The 17,290-nt window shown below is 44.3% G+C and carries 13 protein-coding genes and 1 other annotated feature; of the genes, 4 read left to right on the top strand and 9 right to left on the bottom strand.

Annotated elements, in window-relative coordinates:
- Positions 1-129: 129 nt before the first annotated feature.
- Complete coding sequence (gene ftsW / locus G9G57_RS08780) at positions 130-1,392, top strand: putative lipid II flippase FtsW (RefSeq protein WP_016822369.1); 1,263 nt, start codon at positions 130-132, stop codon at positions 1,390-1,392.
- 225 nt (positions 1,393-1,617) lie between these two features.
- Here ftsW and G9G57_RS08775 read toward each other — a convergent pair whose 3' ends face one another.
- The gene (locus G9G57_RS08775) at positions 1,618-1,983 is read right to left on the bottom strand and encodes an Asp23/Gls24 family envelope stress response protein (protein WP_013310912.1); all 366 of its coding nucleotides are present in this window, start codon (positions 1,981-1,983) and stop codon (positions 1,618-1,620) included.
- Positions 1,984-2,175: 192 nt separating this feature from the next.
- On the opposite strand from G9G57_RS08775, the gene cax reads away from it, so the two are divergent.
- Positions 2,176-3,246 (top strand): calcium/proton exchanger, encoded by a 1,071-nt coding sequence (gene cax / locus G9G57_RS08770; RefSeq protein ID WP_013371868.1) that lies wholly within the window; start codon positions 2,176-2,178, stop codon positions 3,244-3,246.
- A 228-nt stretch (positions 3,247-3,474) separates the two neighbouring features.
- Here cax and G9G57_RS08765 read toward each other — a convergent pair whose 3' ends face one another.
- From G9G57_RS08765 to G9G57_RS08745, 5 genes are all read right to left on the bottom strand, one after another.
- Entirely contained in the window at positions 3,475-3,765 is a 291-nt protein-coding gene (locus tag G9G57_RS08765; RefSeq protein WP_007431028.1) for a YlaN family protein, read from the bottom strand.
- Positions 3,766-3,905: 140 nt separating this feature from the next.
- The gene (locus G9G57_RS08760; RefSeq protein ID WP_013371869.1) at positions 3,906-4,148 is read right to left on the bottom strand and encodes an HPr family phosphocarrier protein; all 243 of its coding nucleotides are present in this window, start codon (positions 4,146-4,148) and stop codon (positions 3,906-3,908) included.
- A gap of 91 nt (positions 4,149-4,239) precedes the next feature.
- The gene (locus G9G57_RS08755) at positions 4,240-5,355 is read right to left on the bottom strand and encodes an aminopeptidase (RefSeq protein WP_013371870.1); all 1,116 of its coding nucleotides are present in this window, start codon (positions 5,353-5,355) and stop codon (positions 4,240-4,242) included.
- Between the two features lie 75 nt (positions 5,356-5,430).
- Positions 5,431-6,255 carry a hypothetical protein gene (locus tag G9G57_RS08750; RefSeq protein WP_102999163.1) on the bottom strand — a complete coding sequence of 275 codons (825 nt, stop codon included), beginning with the start codon at positions 6,253-6,255 and terminating at the stop codon, positions 5,431-5,433.
- 169 nt (positions 6,256-6,424) lie between these two features.
- Complete coding sequence (locus tag G9G57_RS08745; RefSeq protein ID WP_102999164.1) at positions 6,425-8,410, bottom strand: sensor domain-containing diguanylate cyclase; 1,986 nt, start codon at positions 8,408-8,410, stop codon at positions 6,425-6,427.
- A 435-nt stretch (positions 8,411-8,845) separates the two neighbouring features.
- Here G9G57_RS08745 and rpsD point away from each other — a divergent pair, with 435 nt between their 5' ends.
- Complete coding sequence (gene rpsD / locus G9G57_RS08740) at positions 8,846-9,445, top strand: 30S ribosomal protein S4 (RefSeq protein WP_016822373.1); 600 nt, start codon at positions 8,846-8,848, stop codon at positions 9,443-9,445.
- A 77-nt stretch (positions 9,446-9,522) separates the two neighbouring features.
- Here the strand turns inward: rpsD and G9G57_RS08735 are convergent, their stop codons facing one another.
- Positions 9,523-10,389 (bottom strand): AraC family transcriptional regulator, encoded by an 867-nt coding sequence (locus G9G57_RS08735; protein WP_164964845.1) that lies wholly within the window; start codon positions 10,387-10,389, stop codon positions 9,523-9,525.
- Between the two features lie 196 nt (positions 10,390-10,585).
- On the bottom strand, positions 10,586-11,839 hold the full coding sequence (gene tyrS / locus G9G57_RS08730) for a tyrosine--tRNA ligase (RefSeq protein WP_016822375.1): 1,254 nt from the start codon (positions 11,837-11,839) through the stop codon (positions 10,586-10,588).
- A 65-nt stretch (positions 11,840-11,904) separates the two neighbouring features.
- Positions 11,905-12,171 (bottom strand) — a binding site (T-box leader).
- Positions 12,172-12,306: 135 nt separating this feature from the next.
- On the opposite strand from tyrS, the gene G9G57_RS08725 reads away from it, so the two are divergent.
- Positions 12,307-15,330: a transglycosylase domain-containing protein gene (locus G9G57_RS08725; protein WP_164964844.1), complete on the top strand. Its 3,024-nt coding sequence runs from the start codon at positions 12,307-12,309 to the stop codon at positions 15,328-15,330.
- 122 nt (positions 15,331-15,452) lie between these two features.
- Here the strand turns inward: G9G57_RS08725 and acsA are convergent, their stop codons facing one another.
- Complete coding sequence (gene acsA / locus G9G57_RS08720) at positions 15,453-17,168, bottom strand: acetate--CoA ligase (protein WP_164964843.1); 1,716 nt, start codon at positions 17,166-17,168, stop codon at positions 15,453-15,455.
- Between the last annotated feature and the right edge of the window lie 122 nt (positions 17,169-17,290).

The raw sequence follows: 17,290 nt of genomic DNA, 5'->3' as shown, positions 1-17,290 counted from the left end.
TGTTGTGATATCTGTTGCTCCAGATGGTTGCAGAAGCCTATCAAACATACTATGATAAAATGGATAAACGATAAAATGATAAACGTCTGCGAGGAATATACCTTGCGGCGAATACCGGGGGAAGCTGATATGAGAAATACGAAGCCGGAGACTCGAAGAAGAGGGACACCGGATTTCCAATTGCTGATCCTCACTTTGTTGCTGGTTGGATTCGGTGTAATCATGGTATTTAGCTCCAGCTCCAGCGTAGCTCTGCTGAATAAAGAATACAATTTTGACTCTTTATATTTTGTAAAGCGCCAGTCCGCATTTGCTATACTTGGACTTTTTATTATGCTGGTAGCTATGAATATTAAGATGGAAAAATATAAAAAGCTTTTTGTACCTTTATTTTTCATAACCATATTACTGCTAATCATCGTACTTTTTACAGGCTCTCTGAATGGTGCAAAAAGCTGGCTCAGATTTGGTAGTATTGGCTTCCAGCCAACAGAACTCGCAAAGATATCCATCATCCTTTACTTATCCGCACTGATTGTCAAAAAAGGAGATCGATTTAGAGATTTGCGGACTGGCTACATACCTGTAACTGTCATTGTAGGCTCTGTCGCAGGACTCATCATGCTTCAACCGGATTTAGGCTCCTGCTTTATTTTGGTAGCCACCAGCGGCCTGATTATTTATGCCGGGGGGGCCAGCGTCAAACACATTACAGCATCAATCATCCTGCTCGTGCTAGGCGCTTCCATCGTATTTGGTATTGGATCGTTGTTTGGAGGAGATTCCGACAGCGCAAATGGACAAGCTACTGCTGCCAAGCAAGATTATAAAATCGGACGCTTTCAAGCCTTTCTTAATCCCGAGAAGTATAGACAAGGCACAGGATACAATCTGGTGCAGTCCCTGCAAGCAATTGGCGAAGGCGGCTTAAACGGATCAGGATTTGGTAAAGGCATTATCAAGCTTCATTATCTGCCCAACTCGTTTAATGATTTTATCTTTTCAGTTATTGGTGAAGAATTCGGATTTATCGGAACAGCCATTTTCCTAATGCTATATTTGTATTTCATTTGGCGAGGCATGATCATTGCTCTGCGTTGCCATGATCCGTTCGGAACGTTGGTGGGCACTGGCATCATGGGTTTGATCGCCATTCAGGCCTTCATTAATATCGGCGGGGTAACCCAAACGATTCCAATCACTGGCGTAACTCTTCCGTTTATTAGCTTTGGTGGTTCCTCCCTGCTTGTCATGATGTTTTCTATGGGCATCATGCTCAGTATTTCTCGTGAGAACACCAAACAAGCAGTGCAAGAACGCACTACAGGAGTGACGGTCCGTAATGAAGTTCCCACTCGCTTTCAAACTCGTAGAACCAACCGTTACCGCTAAAAAAAGAACTTCCATATGACCACTAATCACGGTGGCATTGGAAGTTCTTTTTTGTATATGTATATAACTACAGGTCCGTCTGCAAAATGTTAACTAGCAGATTCACAAAACGAAAACTGGCGTTTTATAACCACCAGTTTTCGTGTTCTTATGCGGATTATCGCACGGAATTCCCGGCATCTATACCATTGGTGAAAAATGTCCATTTAGCATGAAGTGGTTCTATTACACTGCGTCGTCCTTGAACGCGACACCTTCCACTTTTACGTTCACTTCCACGACCCGCAGCCCCGTCATGCTTTCGACGGCTTCTCGCACATTTTGCTGAAGAATTCGGGACACCTCATGAATAGGTGTTTCGTAGAGCACGATAATACGTAGATCAATGGCAGCTTCCAGTTGTCCAACCTCCACTGATACGCCCTTTTGCACATTTTTACCGCTCAGCCTTTTAGCCCAGCCTTCCGATAAGCCGCCTGACATTGCAGCAATGCCTGGTGTCTCTAATGCGGCCATCCCGGCAATTTTTCCTACGACATCGTTGGAAATCTTGATGTTTCCTGCTTCCAGTTGTTGAATTTGCTCTGCCATGACCTATGTCCCCCTTCATCCATCCTTTATTTGTATTGTAAAGCCTCAGCCACTCCAAATGCAAACCTTACGTATAAAAACATCGTTCGTTTACAACCTATATCATTTTGGGTATATTAATTTAGAAAAATCCATACAAGTGACAGTATTCACCAAACTTGTACACATCTATTGATATCGAGGTGCTCTTCATTGAAAAAATGGTTATCTCCCGCTTTGCTTATAGCGACATTTGCTCTTAGTGCAGTCGCTCATTACACACATTGGAATGCCATAGCCCAATTTGTCATTTGTGCGATTTCTGTTGTATTCGTAGCCGGTTTTCTCGGTAGGGCGACTGAAAGTGTTGCTCATTATGCTGGTCAACGTTTAGGTGGATTCTTAAATGCCACCTTTGGTAACGCAGCCGAGCTGATCATCGCCATTTTTCTCGTCAAAGAAGGTCTTTACGATATGGTAAAGGCCAGTCTTACGGGTTCGATCATCGGCAATCTGCTGCTGGTGCTCGGAGCGAGTCTGTTCGCTGGCGGATTGAAATATAAAGTGCAAAATTTCAATATATCGCTGGCTGGATTAAGTGGCTCACTGATGATTGTGGCTGTTATTGCCTTGTTCGTTCCAGCTGTCTTTCTGAACACACATGTGATCACGGATAGCGAGTCAGATACACTCAGTCTCATTGTTGCAGGCACGCTCATTGTCGCGTATATTGCGTGGCTTATTTTTTCTATGATTACGCATAAGGACTATTTAGCTGACGTGACCGAACAAAAAGATGAAGAATTGCCGCATGAGCATGCCCCTGTATGGTCTAGAAATAAATCCATTGCCTATTTGGTACTCGCTACCGTTATGGTCGCTTTTGTCAGCGAATGGCTGGTAGGTACACTGGAAGTATTTACGACTCAATTTGGACTCAGCGAATTGTTTGTGGGTGCATTTCTTGTCGCTATTATTGGTAATGCGGCCGAACATAGCGCTGCCATTTTACTAGCCATGAAGAACAAAATCGGTGCATCTGTTGAAATTGCTGTCGGCAGCAGTTTGCAAATTGCCCTATTCGTTGCCCCTGTGCTGATTTTTGTCAGTTACTTTATGGGAAATACGATGAATATCGTTTTCACTACCATTGAATTGGTAGCCATTGCCGTCGCTGTATTTATCGCCAAATCCATCACTCAGGATGGCTCAACCAACTGGTATGAGGGACTCATGCTGCTGGTAGTGTATGTATTGTTGGGGGTATCCTTCTTCCTGGTGTAGCTTCCAAAGTTTAAAATGTAGATTACATTGTAGTGACTTCTTCGCGTTTCATTTATTCTTCTGATCACTAATGCCCTTGAATTTTCAAGACGATATAACCCCTTAAACTGTAAAAATTCAAGGGCAAAGGTGAACGCTATAAGCGACCTCTCGTCCCCTTTTTAAAAAATGGCATCAAAAAAAGCATGCTCTCAAACTTCGCATGCTCTCATCAATTCAACCGTCTTCCTAATTAGCCTTATTATTCATGGCCTCATATAGAATAGCCAGATTGCGTTCCAGCTCACTGACCAGCTGTTTACCTACCATTTCCGGAAGAAGTCCGGCGCGAACCGCAAAATCCACTTCCTTGGAAAATCCGTACATCTGAGTATCCAGCACTTCCTCATAGAGAGGGCAATAACGGGTTGCCAGATTCTCCATCTGTACTTCAATAAGCTTCTTTATTTTATCTGCATCTTCCTGAAGCAGATTAATGGCCTTGATATTCAATTGTTCCTGCAAATCAGATGAAGTCATGGATTCTTCCCCCCTATGTCTCAATGTCGCACAAGACGTCCTAACCTTAATATTAGACCAAATTGCAGGCTAATACAAGAACCTGACAAAAAAAGCATCCCTACAGTTACAGGTAGGGATGCTTTTGCTTCCTCAATAAGTTAGGTGGCTACTGAAATGTGCAGCCCGTGCTTCTGGAACACCTCAATAATCGCTTTTTTGGCTTCCTCGGCGTCAGGCCCGTGAACATGCAGCTCATAACTGTGACTGCTGACCAACGTCGTAAACAAGCCCAGTATACTTTTCACATCAATATACTTATTTTCGGAATGAAGGACGATGGAAGAAGTGAATTTGCTCGCCGTCTGTGCAATTTCAACAACCGCCGCATTATTGTTGGACATAGTAAGATCCCTCGCTTTACTGGATTGTCGTGTATCAATGCTCATTCATTATGATACATTGAAATCGCTTTCTCAGCAAGAACAGATATCGTTATTTCAAGTTTTCAGGATTTAAAGGCTCCAGCTCAGGCAGCACAAAAATGCCATCCTTACGGATTAGAACATCATCAAAATAAATTTCACCGCCACCATATTCTGGACGTTGAATCAATACCAAATCCCAATGAATCGAAGAACGGTTACCGTTATCCGCCGTTTCATAAGCTTGACCTGGTGTAAAGTGCAAGCTGCCTGCAATCTTCTCGTCAAACAGAATATCCTTCATTGGGTGTAAAATGTGTGGGTTAAACCCGATGGCAAACTCGCCAATATAGCGTGCTCCCTCATCGGAATCGAGAATATCATTTAACCGCTTTGTATCGTTGCTTGTCGCTTCCACGATTTTACCATTTTCAAAACGGAATTTAACATTCTCAAAGGTAATTCCATTATACAGGGTTTGTGCATTATAGCTAATAGTTCCGTTAACTGAATCACGTACAGGCGCGCTGTATACTTCGCCATCCGGAATATTGCATTGACCCGAACACTTAATGGCTCCGATTTGCTTGATAGAGAAGCTCAAGTCAGTACCTGGACCGCTGATCCGTACTTTGTCTGTCCGGTTCATCAAGTCTGCCAATGCATCTTGAGCCTTGTCCATTTTTGCGTAATCCAGGTTACATACATCGAAATAAAAATCTTCGAATGCCTCGGTGCTGATATTGGCCAATTGAGCCATGCTGTCATTCGGATAACGCAGCACTACCCATTTTGTGTGTTTCACTCGTTGTTCGCTATGTACCGCATGCTGATAAATTGAATTATACATTTTCATTTTATCTTCCGGTACATCTGACAGATCATTTACATTTTCGCCTGCACGAATTCCGATGTAACAGTGCATTTGTTTCATCCGGTTGAGGTCAATTTCAGCCCAAGTTTCCAGCATTTCCTTTGTCGCATTGCGAAGCATAGCGCTCTGCACCTTACGATCTGTAAGCTGAACAAAAACATTTCCACCCTTTTTACCAACTTCATGAATGATGGCGTTAAGCAAGTCACGCTCTGTACCAATCATTTCGATCAATACATTTTCTCCAGGCTGCACTTCAACAGAGTAACCTACCAGATTTTCCGCCAGCTTAAGTATTCTAGGATCTTTCATGTAGTGTCTCTCCTTCTTTATTCACTCTTTTTGAACAACGGTTAATTCAAATTCCATTGTATCATGCCCGCTCCGTTACTTGTAGTCCTCAAAAACAACTCGGGTGATCAGAGCCTCCTGATGCTGCTCTTCATTCGCAACCTGTCGGGAAATTCGGCATTCCGATGATAGCTTTAAGGGTAAACCCGTTTGGCGATCTATAGTTAAATGGTACACAGTCCGAACATTAGAATGCTCCAGCTGGTTGTTCATATCCTCACAACTCTGCTTCCATACTTGGCTCAGCTTTTGTTGCAGCTCTTGGTTCGTTTCTGTATGCTGCGTTTTTAATATCCTGATTTGAGGATTTAACGTATTCATCTCTTCCATTAAACGTTCTTTTAACCAACGCTTTGCCGAAGCAGGTTCTGGTTCAATCCTCACCACCCAAGTTCCCCGGGCAGCTCCCTTTTCCATACGAATGCTCTTATTCAGTGTATTTAATTCCTCGAGCTCCTGAATCGGATTGAAGCGATTTAACATGCCATTTTGAACCATAGAAGTATCCCCAGATGTAAGCGCAATCCATTTCCCATTTTGACGAAGAAATCGTTCATGTGTAACACCAGGCTCGGACTTATCTTCTTTTAGTGCTACATAGTCGCCTTGCTTACGGAAAGCCTCTGTAGATCCCCAGTGCATGATTAATTCATCGTGATTTCTTAGCTTCCCGCGATATTCAAACTGTTTAGCCGTAGGCAGACCATCGTCAGTTCTGATTCCAGTCTGTCCGCTAAATGTTATCCTCTCTCTGCCAGCCATTCCTGCAACAGCTCTTCTAAAAATCTGCTCAGGAGTATATTGTCGATCCAGTACACAACCGCTTAACACACATATAATTAGAAACACACAGCCCCGCATTACCCATTGCTTTCTCCAATGCATACCATCATCCGTCCTATCCTAAACATGACTATAAATCATGATAAAAATTCTGTTTTAGAACATCCATGTTATAGCTACGCTTAGGATTACCTGTCTACAAACGGTTATGCAAAACAAAAAGAGAACATTCCCTAAGGAATATTCTCTACACATCGCCTATATGATCAATAACTATACGATTACGGCCTTCATTTTTTGCTTCATACAAGGCCATATCAGCCCTATAAAATAAAGATTCGATACTGATCTGCTCGTCCAGCCAGTTCCATTCAGCAATCCCGCAAGAAACAGTCACCTGAGGATTAGTTTCATATTGTACACGGCTACGTATTTTTTCTGCATACCCCAGTGCCTGCTGCACCCCCAGCTGCGGCAAATAAATGGCAAGCTCCTCTCCGCCCCATCTGGCACATACATCCTCATCACGGGTCGCCGAGCGAACAATATTGCTGACGCTTTTCAGAATTTCGTCCCCCGTCTGGTGGCCATACGTATCATTCACCTGCTTGAATTGGTCAATATCGACCAAAATAAGAGAGCCACAGAAATCTTTTTCCTGATGCTCCTGAATGATTCGGTCTACATAATGACGCACATATAAACCTGTTAGCATGTCCATATTAGCGAGACGCCGCACCTCGGCATGCAGCATAGCATTAGTTACGGCCAGTCCGATATGAGGAGCCAGCATTTGCAGCATCTTGTAATTATCGTAAGAAAAAAAGTGTGGAAGCTTGCTCGATAATAATATAACCCCTCTAGGAGTCCCCCTGTTCTTCATAGGCACAGCCATCAAAGACTGAGAGTCCGTCGCATCCATAAACCGAGAGGATATCTTTCCATCCTTCCTATAGTCAGACACAATCACAGGCTCTCCTGTTTTGCATATCAGTCCAGCAAATCCGCCTTCACGAGGGTAACTCTCCAGCTTTAAACTTTCCACATTGCTTGACATCACCCTAAAGCAACTTCCATCCTGATCCAGCTGCACAATACAACAAAAGTCGGCCATGAACATTTTTAATAACTCCTGCACGGCAAACTCAAATATTTCATTTAATTTCAGGCTCTGATTCAAGCGTTGAACCAACTCATTAATGAGCCGCAATTCATGGATAAGTACATTCGATTGCTCCAGCAGCTTCGCATTTTCAAATGCGGTGCCAGCTGTATCTGCCATCATCGCAATCAGCTCTACGTCCACTTTTTCCATACTATCCGCACCTGCCGGAAGAATCATATGGAAAACACCATATACGCCCTGCTTACCACGTAACGGGATACCGATTTCAGTTATTTCATCTTGTGGACCGGAAGGCTCATTCACAGCCATTTGCCCTTTCATAAATGCACGGACACATACATCCTCGTCCCGTTCATGCAGCAACAAAGGCTTGACCTGAGGATTTCGACTGTGCCGATCCTGACTCATATACAACGTGATATCCACATGGGGAAACAAATAGGCGATACTTCCAAATACTTCATCCAGCACGCCTTCCACATCAATCTTGTCATGCATCCGTTTTACAATCTGAAATAAAATAGAGCGGCGTCTGCCCTCACGTTCGCTCCGATTCTGCATCCCTAGGATATCTTCCATAAATATATACTCAAACTTCGAGTAAAAGCAGGATCTAAAATGCAAAGAAGCCACTAACAATGCGTCCTGATTCGAGACAGAATGTTGAGCAGGCCGTGTAAAACGAAGAGCGGCGAAAGGCTCTCTCTTGTAATTGCGGCATAATATGGGGACCATGTATACAAATGCAAGGCTCCCATCTCGAAGTTTACGCTGGCTCACTTCCATCTCTCTAGATATGCAACAACGCTCGACCAACTCTAAATCCTCGTCATCATCCTCTTCCCTACCAGCAACCCGAACACCTGTAAAATTAAAAACAGCAGTATACTCTTCACTGATCCAGGATATACCATTGCTCTGCTGTAACCAATTCCGATATCCTTGGACGAGAAGCTGATTAATATAGGGGTAATCATAGGGTGTCATATCCATGTTCTGGAGCCAGGCAAAAGACGTATATCCTTTATCATCAAACAGCGGAGCACCGCTAGCCTGCACTGTTTTACTGTCAAGCGTTTGCTGATCCGTTGTTGAAAATTCCGACATATTAAGGCGCTCCTTCACAGCAAAATTAGCTGTACCAAGACAGCGGCTATACACCACTATAGCTCATAATATGATCTATTTTACTCTCAACTTTAGAAATTTGCATCCATTTTTCAGAAATTCGTCCCACTTTTTTAGTTCTAAAGCCCTATCGACAAATTTTGACGTTTTCATTCTTTTTCTCTTCTTGACATTGACCCACTATACCATATAATATATATTATTGAAAAAGACTGTACGGCAGAACTATCTACTGTGCGGATCTTAAATTTTGGGCGTAACAGTTTGTGTCACCCTCATCTTATTTGTTGCTGACAGGACAGCGGCTGAACTTTTCTGTCAGTAGTGCGTCTCACCTACTAGGTAGCGCCGAACAAATTGGAGCGCAAAGAGAGCCCCAACTCAAATTTTAATTATGAAGGAGTTAACTCTATAATGGCACGTTACACTGGTCCTAAATTTAAATTGAGCCGTCGTCTCGGTATTTCCCTGAGCGGCACAGGTAAAGAATTGAAACGCCCTTTCCCTCCGGGACAACATGGTGCAAACCAACGGAGAAAAATCAGTAACTACGGTATGCAGCTTCAAGAAAAACAAAAGCTGCGCCACATGTACGGTTTGGGTGAAAAACAATTCCGTACCCTGTTCAACAAAGCTCAACACATGCACGGTATCGCTGGTGAGAACTTCATGTTCTTGCTGGAAAGCCGCCTGGACAACCTTGTATTCCGTCTTGGCTTTGCTAATTCCCGTGCAGGCGCACGTCAATTGGTAGCTCATGGTCACGTTACTGTGAACGGCAAAAAAGTTGACATCGCTTCTTACCAAGTAAGCCTTGGCGACGTGATCGGTCTTCGTGAAAGAAGTCGTTCCCTGTCTTCCATCAAAGAAGCTTTGGAAAACCGTAACCACTTGGCAGCTTACCTGGAGTACAATGACGCAGCTCTGGAAGGTAAATACATTCGTTTGCCTGAGCGTGCTGAATTGTCCCAAGATATCGATGAAAAACAAATCGTCGAATTCTACAACCGCTAATCCTTGCATTAGCACCAAAAAGCACCCGAATTCATTCGGGTGCTTTTTATATTCCCCACACATTAAGCCTGAGAGTTTTATTCAATGGGGATGTACACTTTCATATTCAAATGATCAGGATAGGAATTCATCACGTCCGTAATTTCAAAATCAGGTCCCTCCCTCCGTTCAAAATTAGAATTAGGAAGCCATGTGCCGTAGATAAAATCTCGTATACTCTGAACTCGTCCATTTGAACCTGAAGCGTCAAACTCAGCATACTTGCCTGTTGGAATCTCCATATATATGAAACCCTCAGCCAGTTCTTTTGATTCTTCTTCAACGGCCTCACCCACCACAAATGAAAATGCACCGTTGTCTTCAAATCGACAGGCAATCCCATATGACATTCCCGGTGCGATTTTATTTGGAATACACATAAAATATTCATGTGCGCCAAAGTGTTCATAAAATCCTGGGATTTCTTTATAATGCTGCTCATTATTGAGATTTGTTTTATATTCATATCCTACAATTTTGGTCGTTTCGAGTTGCAGTATCACAGGCTTGTTCACCTCTAATTCCTCCGCTGCGTTTTTTTTGTAATCCAGAAAATTGATTTTACTTTGATCAGAAAGCTCAATATCACAGTTACGATATTTCCCAGGGGTGATCCCAAAACTTTTTTCAAAAGCGCGAGTAAAAGCTTCTTGCGAGTTGTACTGATACTCAATAGCTATGTCCAATACCTTTTGGTTGGATTGCTTTAGCCGTTTTGCCGCCTCGGACAATCTTCTCCTTCTTATATATTGTTGAACTGTAAAACCCGAAATGGCCTGAAAAACCCGCTGGAAATGAAAAGCTGAAAAGTATGCCTGTGAAGCAATCTCGGCAATTTTTAAATCTTCCCGGAGATTCAATTCAATAAACTCAATCGCACACTGAATTCGTTTAAAGTAGTCCATATAATCCTTCCCCACACTTGTTATTTATCTAGCCTTCACCCACATTGGGCAACCCACGTATTCATTATGTAAAACTCTGTATCTATTTGTTTGATTATTTGTGCTAAGTTTACCACGGCTTTTCGCTTGGTAGAAATAAAAAAAGCAGCTCTGAGATACGAGATCAATCTCAATGCTGCTTTTAAATGTATTTTAATTATCCAAGCTTGATTTTAGCAAATTTCCGTTTACCTACCTGTACAATGTCGCCTTCCTGCGGCTTGTATGCTTCGTTCACATCGGTCCACTTCTCTTCATTAATTTTGACCGACCCCTGTTGAATACTACGCTTGGCCTCACCGTTAGATGCTGCAAAGCCTAGATGAGTCAGCAACTGGATCACACGAATGCCACCTTCTTCTAACTGATCTGCTGTTAAGGTGAATTCTTCAATGTCATCAGGAAGCGCGCGTTGTTGGAATACAGTCACAAAATGCTGCTTGGCCGCTTCTGCCGCCTCTTCACCGTGGTACATGCGAACTAATGTTCCGGCCAGTTTCATTTTGGCATCACGTGGATGCACCGAACCCTCCTTAACACCTTTCGCCAGCTCTGCCAGCTCCTCATTGGTAATATCCGTTGCAAGCTCAAAATATTTCAGCATCAACTCATCAGGAACGGACATCGATTTACCATAAATTTCATTTGGCTCCTCATCCACACCAATGTAGTTACCCAAACTTTTACTCATCTTTTGAACGCCATCAAGCCCCTCAAGCAGTGGCAATGTAATGGTTGCCTGCGGTTCTACTCCGTATTCCTTTTGCAGGGTTCTGCCCATCAGCAGATTGAACTTTTGGTCTGTTCCTCCCAATTCTATATCGCTTTGGAGAGCCACAGAGTCCATGCCCTGCATCAGCGGGTAAAAGAACTCATGGATGCTGATCGGCAAGCCGTTTTGGTACCTTTTTGTAAAATCATCCCGCTCCAACATACGGGCAACCGTTACTTTGGCAGACAGAGTTACCACATCCGCAAAAGACATCGGTCCTAACCATTCGGAATTGTAGTATACCTTTGTCTTTTCAGGATCGAGAATCTTAAAAATTTGTTCCTTGTATGTTTGTGCATTACGCTGTACATCTTCCTCAGTCAGTTGCTTGCGGGTCTCCGATTTACCTGTCGGATCACCAATTCTGCCTGTAAAATCTCCGATAATCAGTTGCACTTGATGCCCTAATTCCTGGAACTGGCGCAGTTTGTGCATAACAACCGTATGTCCGATGTGAATATCGGGTGCAGACGGATCTAGACCCAGCTTGATTTTAAGTGGCTCGCCGCTAACAACCGATTTAATAACCTTACGCTTCAGCTCATCCTCAGGTACAATTTCCGCTACTCCACGACGGATCACTTCTAGTTGTCGTTCTACCTCTGCCTGTTGCTCAGGCTTCAATTCTTCCCACTTCATCCTGAATCCCTCCTATTTTCCATCCAATAATTACTATTTAAACAAACCAAAAAGCCCCTTTCATCCCAAGGGACGAGAAGGAGCTACTCGCGTTACCACCCTAATTAAAGAAACGTATGTAAAAAACCAACGTTTCTTTCACTTCATTCCTATAACGGGTTTACACCCGGTACCGGATTACTATGGAGAGCTTCGCAAACCTGCAAAAGCTTCCATTCATCCAGACAGCTCCAGACGGTAATTCAAAGGAGGGACGCTACCGATTCACACCACCCATCGGCTCTCTGCACAACGTGATTCCACCTTCTACTGAAGTCTTTCTCTGCTTTTCACGATATTTACTTTGACCTATTTATAACACACTGTTTTTATGTAGTCAACGACACCAAAAGACAGGCTTTTTAGCATATGGGTTCATTTTGTAATTTTATGCTATAATAATGGCTGTTATAAAGGAGGAAGACTTAATGGTTGAAGAAAAAAACAATGTATCAGAGCCTAAGCCTTCCCGCTTACGGAGAACCATGCGAAGGCTCGGCCGTGTCATAAAGTGGGTCGTCATCATCGGTTTTATGGGGGCACTATTCGCAGGGGGAACCGCCGCTGGCTATGTTGCTTCTATTGTAAAAAACGAGCCCGTGCGTTCCAGATCTACGATTCTACAGGAAGTAGATAAAAATGCAATTACAGGCTTCGCTTATTTTAATGATGGCTCTCCCATCGGGCAGCTTCGGACCGAGGAAGATCGAAGACCTGTTACGTTTAAGGAGATTCCTCAGCTCGTCATTGACGCAGTTATTGCCATTGAAGATAATCATTTTTACGAGCATAAAGGTGTCGATTTGTCGGGAACGCTGCGTGCTGTGAAGCAAAAGGCACTACATGAATCCGTACAAACTGGAGGGAGTACTCTTACCCAGCAGCTTGCACGTCGTGTCTTTTTAAATCTTGATCGTACGGATGACCGCAAGGTCAAAGAAATTTTGCTATCTCTGCGCCTTGAGCGCTTCCTGAGCAAGCAACAAATAATTACAGCCTATCTCAATAAGGTACCTTTCGGTAACGGATCAAGCGGTTACAACGTCTTTGGTATTAAAGCAGCAGCAAAAGGTATTTTTAATGAAAATGATTTGGGCAAGCTTAATGTAGCCCAAGCTGCCTATCTGGCAGGTCTGCCGCAACTCCCTTCTTCTTATTCTGCTTACAACGGTAAAGGTGAGTTTAATGAAGCCGGCTTTAAAAGAGCGATTAACCGCCAGCACCTGGTGCTCAGCCGAATGCTGGAGGAGAGCAAAATCAATAAAGCACAATATGATGAAGCGATGGCTTTTGATATCAAAAAATCTCTAGCACCACGCACTGTTAAGGCTTATAACACCTATCCATATCTTATGATGGAAACAGAGCGGCAAGCTGCTCAGGCACTCATGTCTGTCACCAATCCGAGTCAAGCAGCTAATGCCAGTGCAGATACCAAAACCAAGGATGATAACGACATGCTCAAAGAAGCTGAACAGCAGCTTCGCACAGGCGGCTATATGGTATATACCACCATTGATAAGAGCGTGTACAAATCCATGCGTCAAATTGCAGAAAATAAGGACAACTTCTCTGCTACAAGTAAAACCAAGGGTGACGAGCAAGCGGCGGCCATTCTGATTCAGCATAAAACCGGCGCCATTCTCGGCATGATGGAAGGTCGTGACTTCCAAAAGGAGCAAATGAACTATGCTACCCAGATGGTACGCCAACCGGGTTCAGCCATGAAACCGATTGCTGCTTATCTGCCTGCTTTGGACAGCGGTCTTGTACAGCCTGGCACGATTGTGGATGATGCTCCTATTATTTTGAAAGATGGCAGTAATGGATATCACATCCCGAAAAATGCCAACAACCGCTACCAAGGATTAGTCACAGCGCGTTATGCACTGAATCAATCGCTAAATACGATAGCACTCAAGCTGTTTAACGAAAAGGTAGGGATCAATAAGGCTTGGGCTTTTGCTAAAAAACTGGGTATTACCACCTTGGAACCAAGTGATAACAACGCCCAAACTGGTGTACTCGGCGGCTTGGCCCACGGGGTAACCGTTGAGGAACTAACCAATGCATATGGAGCCATCCCAAATGGCGGTGTGTTTAATGATGCCTACATGATCGAAAAGATCGTGGATTCGCAAGGCAATATTGTATACAAGCATCAGCCTAATCCTGTACAGGCCTTCACACCACAAACCGCCTACCTGATGACAGATATGTTACGTACAGCTGTATCGGAAGGCACAGGCAGACTGGTGAAGCGTAACTTTAATCAATCCGGCAAGATTCCGATCGCCGGCAAGACAGGTACTACGCAATCCTACACCGATGTGTGGTTTGAGGGTTTTACGCCTGACGTCACGCTGGGAGTGTGGGTTGGTTACAAGCAGCCTGTCAATAAGCTTGAAACGAAAGCACAAAAAGAGCGGGCTCGTCGTCTATGGGCTCTAATCATGAATGAAGTAACGGCTAAAGATTCTCAGTTATTCCAAACGGACAGTTTCAAGAGACCTGACGGTATTGTAAGCCGGACAGCGTCCGCCTATGGTTCAGACATTTATAACAGTAAATATTTACCCAAAAACAGTGAAAATGGTGTTACCCGTGCGAAATACATTACCTATCAGGGTGTAAATTACATTCCACGTGATGGTACGCCAGATGATATGTTGTATGAACGGACTGTTAGAAAACGGGAAAAGCCAATCTCAGAATTGATTAAAGAGCTTCAGCAAGCCTTTAGAGTGATGAGACGGCATAATTCGTTGTCCTACTATCTGCCTCAAGATGCAGATAAAGAAGCACCTACTCAGATTGATCCACGCAAGGACGATGGGACAGCTCCTAACGCTCCATCTAGCGTCAGCGTAAGCTATAGTGACGGCAAAGCCATAATTAGCTTTAGCCCAAGCGGAAACAGTGATGTTGTAGGTTACCGTCTATATCGTTCTACAGATGGAGGCAGCTTCCAACGGCTTGGTAAGGTTGTCATGGCTGATGGCTCCAAGGTATTCTCTGATAGCCCTGGTGGAAGCAGCGCAAGTTACTATGTGACCGCCGTTGATGTGGGAGGACATGAATCTGGGCCAAGTACCCAAGCAAGTGCAGCGCCTGTAGTGCCACCTGCAGATTCTGAGTCACCAGATATTCCGGGCGAGGGAGATGGAACAGGTGCGCAGCCTACAGAAGTTCCTACTGCTCCTGGGCAGCCCCAAGCTAAAGCTGCAGGCACGTCCGTAGTCCTCCAATGGAGTGCAGGAAAGCCTGCGGACGCTATAACAGCCTATAACGTATATTACAGTGAAAGCGGTGCGGAGCCTTTTAAAAACATAGGCTCTACCGCAAACACCAGCTTTGAGTATAAACCAGGCCGCAAGCCCAAAGGCTGGTTCCGTGTTACTTCCATGAATACCATGGGGGAATCAGCTCCTTCTGGAGCCGTTCGTCCATAGTTCAAAACAAAAACAAGAAGCGATAGTTTGGGTGAGTGCATGAGTTCACCCTAATAAAAAAGGGAGTCTCCATAGCTATAATAGCTATGGAGACTCCCTTTTTGGTGCAAACATGAATCAATTCAATCCTCAATAGTAGACAAGTCACCTGTAGGAAGGTTAAGCTCCCAAGCTTTCAGCACACGTCTCATAATTTTGCCGGAACGGGTTTTGGGTAACCTTTCCTTAAATTCAATTTCACGCGGAGCAGCATGAGCAGACAGCCCTTCCTTGACGAAGCGGTAAATGTCCTGTTGTAACGCTTCCGACGCGGTATAGCCATCACGCAGGGCGACAAAAGCTTTAATGATCTCTCCTCGTACAGTATCTGGTTTGCCAATGACTCCTGCTTCCGCTACGGCAGGATGCTCCAGAAGCTTGCTCTCCACCTCAAAAGGACCGATGCGCTCTCCAGAGGAGTTAATAACATCATCAATTCTTCCCTGAAACCAGAAATATCCGTCCTCATCCATGTAAGCTGAATCACCGGATACATACCAACCGGAAAAGCGGAAATATTCCTGAAACTTATTGGGGTTGTTCCATATGCGGCTCATCATGGATGGCCATGGTGTACGAATCGCCAAATGTCCCATCCTATTAGGAGGCAACATCTGGCCTCTGTCGTCCAAAATAGCAGCCTGAATACCTGGAAGTGGCTTTCCCATTGAACCCGGCTTAATCGGTAGCTCTGGGTAATTACAGATCAACTGTCCTCCTGTTTCCGTCATCCACCAAGTATCATGAATACGCTGTGTGTATACTTGCCAACCCCATCTCACTACCTCGGGATTCAGTGGCTCTCCAACGGATAATACATGCCGCAAGCTGCTTAGATCATAATTGGCAACTACCTGCTCTCCTGCGCTCATCAACATCCGAAACGCCGTAGGAGCACTATACCAAATAGTCACTTCGTGACGTTCAATCGTGCGGTACCAATCCTCTGGGCTGAAACGTCCTCCACGGATGACATTCGTGGCTCCATTTAGCCAAGGAGCAAAAATACCATATGATGTTCCCGTAACCCAACCAGGGTCCGCAGTACACCAATACACATCATCTTCACGCAGATCCAGTACCACTTTCCCCGTATAGTAATGCTGAATCATTGCATTTTGCACATGATACACGCCTTTGGGCTTGCCCGTTGAGCCTGACGTATAGTGAATAATTAATCCATCTTCACGCCCCAGCCATTCGGGCTCAAGATCTTCTGAGGACGTGAGCATTTCCGTTTCGAAATCAATAATTCCCTGCTCCCGTTCGTCCATATCACCAACCACAAAAATATGACGCAACGCAGGAAGCTCCTCACGTTTCACCCGTGAAAGAAGCGCAGGTGTGGTTACTAGTGCCACCGCCCCGCTATCCTCCAAGCGATCTTTAACCGCCGTTTCCATAAACGCCTCAAATAGTGGACCGACAACAGCCCCTACCTTTAAAACCCCAAGCATGCTAATGACCAGTTCAGGTGAACGCGGCATGAATATAAACACCCGCCCCCCTTTACCAATACCGTATTTGCGCAGCACATTTCCGAACCTGTTGGAGCTGGCACGGAGCTGAGAAAAAGTGTAGGTTTCATGACGGTTTGCGTCGCAATACAAAAGTGCTGCTTTCTCCCCCCGGCCTTCCTCTACATGTCGATCAATCGCCTCATGTGCCATATTCACTTTGCCTGTTTCATACCACGTAAAATGACGTTCTACATCTTCCCACTGAAAGTTGTTGTAAGCTTGTTCATAAGGGCCCATGTTGGATGTGGGAACTACAGCCTGGAGTTCTTCAATCTTCATGCGTTCAGCCTCCTCACAATGGAATAATGAGAATTACACAGAACAAAATAGCGCTTACAAAATTAATGATGCAAATCAAGTCTTTTGATTTGTGGTTTGATTTAAAGCATTTAATTGTGAAC

The organism is Paenibacillus sp. EKM211P, assembly GCF_011066175.1.
Taxonomy (GTDB): Bacteria; Bacillota; Bacilli; order Paenibacillales; family Paenibacillaceae; genus Paenibacillus; species Paenibacillus polymyxa.
Note: the sequence above shows the minus strand (reverse complement) of the source record. Positions and strands in the feature narration are given on the sequence as shown.

Excerpts from the sequence above, each read along its gene's own strand:
- G9G57_RS08755 (WP_013371870.1), bottom strand. The coding sequence starts at position 5,355 with ATGAAAGATCCTAGAATACTTAAGCTGGCGGAAAATCTGGTAGGTTAC.
- rpsD (WP_016822373.1), top strand. The coding sequence starts at position 8,846 with ATGGCACGTTACACTGGTCCTAAATTTAAATTGAGCCGTCGTCTCGGT.
- G9G57_RS08765 (WP_007431028.1), bottom strand. The coding sequence starts at position 3,765 with ATGACTTCATCTGATTTGCAGGAACAATTGAATATCAAGGCCATTAAT.
- G9G57_RS08760 (WP_013371869.1), bottom strand. The coding sequence starts at position 4,148 with ATGTCCAACAATAATGCGGCGGTTGTTGAAATTGCACAGACGGCGAGC.
- ftsW (WP_016822369.1), top strand. The coding sequence starts at position 130 with ATGAGAAATACGAAGCCGGAGACTCGAAGAAGAGGGACACCGGATTTC.
- G9G57_RS08750 (WP_102999163.1), bottom strand. The coding sequence starts at position 6,255 with ATGCGGGGCTGTGTGTTTCTAATTATATGTGTGTTAAGCGGTTGTGTA.
- acsA (WP_164964843.1), bottom strand. The coding sequence starts at position 17,168 with ATGAAGATTGAAGAACTCCAGGCTGTAGTTCCCACATCCAACATGGGC.
- G9G57_RS08745 (WP_102999164.1), bottom strand. The coding sequence starts at position 8,410 with ATGTCGGAATTTTCAACAACGGATCAGCAAACGCTTGACAGTAAAACA.
- G9G57_RS08735 (WP_164964845.1), bottom strand. The coding sequence starts at position 10,389 with ATGGACTACTTTAAACGAATTCAGTGTGCGATTGAGTTTATTGAATTG.
- G9G57_RS08725 (WP_164964844.1), top strand. The coding sequence starts at position 12,307 with ATGGTTGAAGAAAAAAACAATGTATCAGAGCCTAAGCCTTCCCGCTTA.
- G9G57_RS08775 (WP_013310912.1), bottom strand. The coding sequence starts at position 1,983 with ATGGCAGAGCAAATTCAACAACTGGAAGCAGGAAACATCAAGATTTCC.
- tyrS (WP_016822375.1), bottom strand. The coding sequence starts at position 11,839 with ATGAAGTGGGAAGAATTGAAGCCTGAGCAACAGGCAGAGGTAGAACGA.